This is a genomic window from Pseudomonas sp. 05N434 (assembly GCF_056396965.1).
In genome coordinates, this window is the sequence record NZ_JBFTMK010000360.1 from 1 (window position 1) to 5,236 (window position 5,236).

Here is a 5,236-nt window from a genome sequence, read left to right on the forward strand (position 1 = left end):
GCTCTATATAGGTGTGATGTCCGGGACTAGCCTTGATGGCCTGGACATTGCGCTGATCGAGCAAGCCCCGGCGATCAAGCTGATCGCCACGCATTACATCCCCATGCCCGAATCCCTGCGCGCCGAGCTGCTTGGCTTGTGCGCCAGCGGTCCGGACGAGATTGCCCGCTCCGCCATTGCCCAGCAAAACTGGGTAAAACTGGCCGCACAGGGCATTCACACCCTCCTCGACCAACAAAACCTCAAGCCCGACGACATTCGCGCGATTGGCAGCCACGGCCAGACCATTCGCCACGAACCGGCACGCGGGTTCACGGTGCAGATCGGCAACCCTGCGCTGCTCACCGAGCTGACCGGCATCACCGTGGTCAGCGATTTCCGCAGCCGCGACGTAGCCGCTGGCGGACAAGGCGCCCCATTGGTTCCGGCCTTTCACGAAGCCTTGTTTGAACAGCAGCCCGGTAACCGCGCGGTGCTGAACGTCGGCGGGTTCAGTAACCTCAGCCTGATCGAACCCGGCAAGCCTGTCGCGGGTTTTGACTGCGGCCCGGGGAATGTCCTGCTGGATGCCTGGATTCACCGGCAACGCGGCGACAACTTCGATCGCGATGGCCAATGGGCCGCCAGCGGCAAGGTTGAACCGGCTCTGTTGAATGAGCTGCTCAGTGATCCGTTCTTTGTAACTCAAGGCCCGAAGAGCACTGGCCGCGAAGTGTTCAATCTGCCATGGCTGATGCAGCATCTGTCACAACTGCCAACCTTCGCAGCCGAAAACGTACAGGCCACACTGCTTGAGCTGACCGCCCTGACCATCGTCGAGTCATTGCAAAGCGCTCAATCGGATACCCGGGAGCTGCTGGTCTGCGGCGGTGGCGCACACAACGCCACGTTGATGAAACGGTTGGCCAGCCTGTTGCCGAACGCGAAAGTCAGCAGCACTGCCGCTTATGGTGTAGACCCGGACTGGGTTGAAGCCATGGCCTTTGCCTGGCTGGCTCATTGCTGCCTGGAAGGTATCGCGACCAACCGCCCAAGCGTCACCGGCGCCCGTGGCCTGCGCATTCTCGGCGCCATCTACCCCGCCTGAACCTTAACTCCAGACAGCAAAACGCCGCAGAGTCCTGAGACCCTGCGGCGCTTGTTGATGCGGTGAGTTGCGATCAGATCGAGAACGAAGAGCCGCAGCCACACGTGGTGGTGGCGTTCGGGTTTTTGATCACGAAACGCGAACCTTCCAGACCTTCCTGGTAATCCACCTCGGCACCTGCCAGGTACTGGAAGCTCATCGGATCGACCACCAGGCTGACGCCTTCGCGCTCGACAATGGTGTCGTCATCGGCCACTTCTTCATCGAAGGTGAAGCCGTACTGAAACCCTGAACAACCGCCGCCCGTAACGAATACGCGCAGCTTCAAGCGATCATTCCCCTCTTCATCGACCAGGCTCTTCACCTTGTGCGCAGCACCGTGGGTGAATTGCAAAGCCGTGGGGGTGAAGGATTCGACGCTCATGCTGACTATCTCCCGGCGTTACGCCGCCATAATGCGTGATGACGCGCATTATCCGCTTCTCCCAGAAAATCGGTCAACTATTGTTACGGTATATCAATCAACCCAATTGTCAGACCAGAATGCAAAAAGGCCCGTTCAACGGGCCTTTTTGCATTGCGGATAAAGCCTTACGGCAGCATGCCCGCATGGGAAAGGCCCAGGCGCTCATCCAGACCGAAGAGGATATTCAGGTTCTGCACAGCCTGACCCGACGCGCCTTTGACCAGGTTGTCGATGACCGACAACACCACCACCAGATCACCATCCTGCGGACGATGCACGGCGATACGACAAACGTTGGCACCACGCACGCTGCGGGTTTCCGGATGGCTGCCGGCTGGCATTACGTCGACGAACGGTTCGTTGGCATAACGCTTTTCGAACAGAGCCTGCAGATCCACCGAGCGGTCCACGACAGTCGCGTAGAGCGTCGAATGAATACCGCGAATCATCGGCGTCAGGTGCGGAACGAAGGTCAGACCAACATCCTTGCCCGCGGCACGACGCAGCCCCTGACGGATTTCCGGCAAGTGACGGTGACCTTTTACGGCGTAGGCCTTCATGCTTTCCGACGTCTCGGAGTACAGCGAACCTACCGAAGCGCCACGACCCGCACCGCTGACACCGGATTTGCAGTCAGCGATCAAACGTGTGGTATCGGCCAGACCGGCTTCGAGCAATGGCAGGAAACCCAATTGCGTCGCGGTCGGGTAGCAACCCGGTACAGCAATCAGGCGTGCCTGCTTGATCTGCTCGCGATTGACTTCCGGCAAGCCGTAGACCGCTTCCTCCAGCAGTTCCGGCGCACCATGCGGCTGGCCGTACCACTTGGCCCATTCATCGGCGTCTTGCAAACGGAAGTCTGCCGACAGGTCGATGACCTTGGTTCCGGCAGCCAGCAATTCACCCGCCAGGGCATGGGCGACACCGTGCGGCGTGGCGAAGAACACCACGTCGCAAGCCCCGAGGGTCTTGATGTCCGGAACGCTGAACGCCAGGCCGTCGTAATGGCCACGCAGGTTCGGGTACATGTCGGCCACGGCCAGGCCGGCCTCGGATCGGGAAGTGATCACCACCACTTCTGCCTGCGGATGCTGTGCCAACAGACGCAGCAGTTCGACACCGGTGTAACCCGTGCCGCCGACGATACCGACCTTGACCATAAACCTGCCCTCAACGAACCCACTGGAAAGCCGTCGATAATAGGGGCCGCGCGGCCCTGCGACAACCGTCAAGGTGACGTGCGGGCGCTCTACCCCCTACTATCTTCACTACCGTGAACCTGGGAATAACCAAAAATGCTTTATCTGTGGCTCAAAGCGCTTCACATCATCAGCATGGTCTGCTGGTTTGCCGGCCTGTTTTACCTGCCGCGCCTGTTCGTCTATCACGCGCAAAGCGAAGACACCGTCAGCAAGGAACGCTTCAGCATCATGGAGCGCAAGCTGTACCGAGGCATCATGGGGCCAGCGATGATCGCCACCCTGGTGTTCGGCATTTGGCTAATCAGCCTCAACCCGAGCGCCTATTTCGGCCAGGGCGCGTGGATGCACGCCAAGCTGACCCTGGTGGTGATCCTGATCGGCTACCACCACATGTGCGGCGCACAGGTAAAACGTTTTGCCCGTGGCGAAAACACCCGCAGCCATGTCTTTTATCGCTGGTTCAATGAAGTGCCGGTTCTGATATTGCTGGCTATCGTAATTCTGGTCGTCGTCCGGCCGTTTTAAATCCAACAGACACGCTCACCCGGGGTACTTCCAATGTCGCTGCCCGCTCTGCTCGAACAACGCTTGCGACTGCCGGTGGTGGCGGCACCGATGTTCCTGATCTCCAACCCTGAGCTGGTGCTCGCCTGCTGCCGTAATGGCGTGGTGGGCAGTTTCCCTGCGCTGAACCAGCGTGAGAGCAGTGGGTTCAAGGCCTGGCTGGAAGAAATCGAAGCAGGGTTGGCGACACTGGAAAACCCCGCGCCTTACGCGGTGAACCTGATCGTCCACCACAGCAATCCGCGATTGCAGGCGGATCTGGCGATCTGCATCGAACACAAAGTACCGATCGTGATCACCAGCCTCGGCGCCGTGAAGGAAGTGGTCGATGCCGTGCACAGCTACGGTGGCCTGGTGTTTCACGACGTGACGACCCGTCGCCACGCAGAAAAAGCCGCCGAAGCCGGTGTCGACGGTTTGATTGCCGTTGCCGCGGGGGCCGGTGGTCACGCCGGGACCTGGAGCCCGTTTTCGCTGATCGCCGAGATTCGCCAGTTTTTCGACAAGACCCTGCTGCTGGCTGGCTGCCTGAACCATGGCCACGAGATTCTTGCCGCGCAATTGCTCGGTGCGGATCTGGCCTACTTCGGTACGCGATTTATCGGCACCACCGAAAGTCATGCGCCTGACGCCTACAAGGAGATGCTCCTGACTGCCAGAGCCGCGGACATCGTCCATACTCCAGCGGTGTCTGGGGTTCCGGCAAGCTTCATGCGTCAGAGCCTGGAGGCCGCCGGTTTCGACATGGCGGCGCTGCAAAGCAAGGGCGAGGTGGACTTCGGCTCCAAGCTCAAGCCGTTGAACGATGAAGCCAAAGCCTGGAAAACCGTGTGGTCTGCGGGCCAGGGTGTCGGGGAGATCGAGGATCTGCCGAGTGTCGATCAACTGGTCGAACGTCTCGGCACCGAATACCGCAAGGCGCTGGAACTGGCGGCAGCACTGCCCAAGCGCTGGCCGCGCTGACAGGAAAGTTTGGCCAGCCCAACCCGGCCGGCCTTAAACTCCCTCTTGTTACACTTTCCATTACAACTCTCGCGACAAGGATGCCTCGGCCATGAGCGAAAACCGTTTCAAGATCGTCTTCGATGGTGCTTTGCTGCCCGGTGTTGATGCCACCACCGCCAAGCTCAATCTCGCCGAGCTGTTCAAAAGCGATGTCGCAGCCATCGAACGCCTGTTCAGTGGCCGGACGGTTGCGCTCAAACGCGAACTGTCACACGCCGACGCGCAAACTTATCTTCAGGCGCTGACGAAAACCGGCATCGATGCCCGAATCGAAGCCGAACCCTCGATCGAGCTGAACCTGTCCGACGTTCACGTCAGCCCACCGCCATCGGCAGAGCCCGATTCCCCCTACGCTCCGCCACGCGCCACGGTCGGCGAAGCGCTGCCGGAGTTCGCCACACTCAAGGCATTCAGTTTCAGTGGCCGCATCGGCCGACTGCGCTTTCTGGCCTGGACAATGGCTCTGACGCTGGTGACGTTGGGCATTGGCTCGGTGCTGGCCATTTTCGGCTTCGGCCTCATCAGCACCAACTCGACTGCCGGCCTGATTGTCGCGGGTCTGCTGGCCGTTATTCTGATCGTGATACTCGCGTTCATCAGCATTCAGTTCAGTGTGCAGCGCCTGCACGATATCGGCTGGTCTGGATGGCTCTGGCTGTTGAACCTTGTGCCGTTCGTGGGGGGCGCTTTCCCGTTCGTGATAATGATCGTGCCGGGTAACAACACTGCCAATCGATATGGCGCACCGCCGCCGCCCAACAGCAATGCAGTCAGGGTACTGGCTTCATTGTGGCTGGTGTTTATTGCGATCATGTTCGTTGGCGGGCTGACCGGAGGTCTCACGGCAATTCAGGATGAGTACGAAAGCGCCACTGATAGCGCCTATCAAAGCAGCTCCGTGACCACCGATGA

6 protein-coding genes are annotated in these 5,236 nt (G+C 59.9%); 4 read left to right on the forward strand and 2 right to left on the reverse strand.

Annotated elements, in window-relative coordinates; all coding sequences use genetic code 11:
• On the forward strand, nucleotides 1-1,087 hold a 1,087-nt coding region (locus AC1DLB_RS20490; protein ID WP_477785541.1), incomplete at its 5' end, for an anhydro-N-acetylmuramic acid kinase.
• Nucleotides 1,088-1,160: 73 nt separating this feature from the next.
• On the opposite strand, the gene erpA is transcribed toward AC1DLB_RS20490, so the two are convergent.
• Both erpA and argC read right to left on the reverse strand, forming a co-directional pair.
• Nucleotides 1,161-1,511, reverse strand: coding sequence for an iron-sulfur cluster insertion protein ErpA (gene erpA / locus AC1DLB_RS20495; RefSeq protein ID WP_007906865.1), 351 nt, complete (start codon nucleotides 1,509-1,511; stop codon nucleotides 1,161-1,163).
• Nucleotides 1,512-1,678: 167 nt separating this feature from the next.
• Nucleotides 1,679-2,713: an N-acetyl-gamma-glutamyl-phosphate reductase gene (gene argC / locus AC1DLB_RS20500; protein ID WP_007941665.1), complete on the reverse strand. Its 1,035-nt coding sequence runs from the start codon at nucleotides 2,711-2,713 to the stop codon at nucleotides 1,679-1,681.
• A gap of 135 nt (nucleotides 2,714-2,848) precedes the next feature.
• Between argC and hemJ the strand changes: the two genes are divergently transcribed.
• The 3 genes from hemJ to AC1DLB_RS20515 form a co-directional block, all read left to right on the forward strand.
• Entirely contained in the window at nucleotides 2,849-3,280 is a 432-nt protein-coding gene (hemJ, locus tag AC1DLB_RS20505; protein WP_018928879.1) for a protoporphyrinogen oxidase HemJ, read from the forward strand.
• A gap of 33 nt (nucleotides 3,281-3,313) precedes the next feature.
• Nucleotides 3,314-4,282, forward strand: a complete 969-nt coding sequence (locus tag AC1DLB_RS20510) for an NAD(P)H-dependent flavin oxidoreductase (protein WP_019650353.1) — start codon at nucleotides 3,314-3,316, stop codon at nucleotides 4,280-4,282.
• 91 nt (nucleotides 4,283-4,373) lie between these two features.
• Nucleotides 4,374-5,236, forward strand: an 863-nt coding sequence (locus AC1DLB_RS20515; RefSeq protein ID WP_477785542.1) for a DUF805 domain-containing protein, incomplete at its 3' end; no start/stop codon positions are given.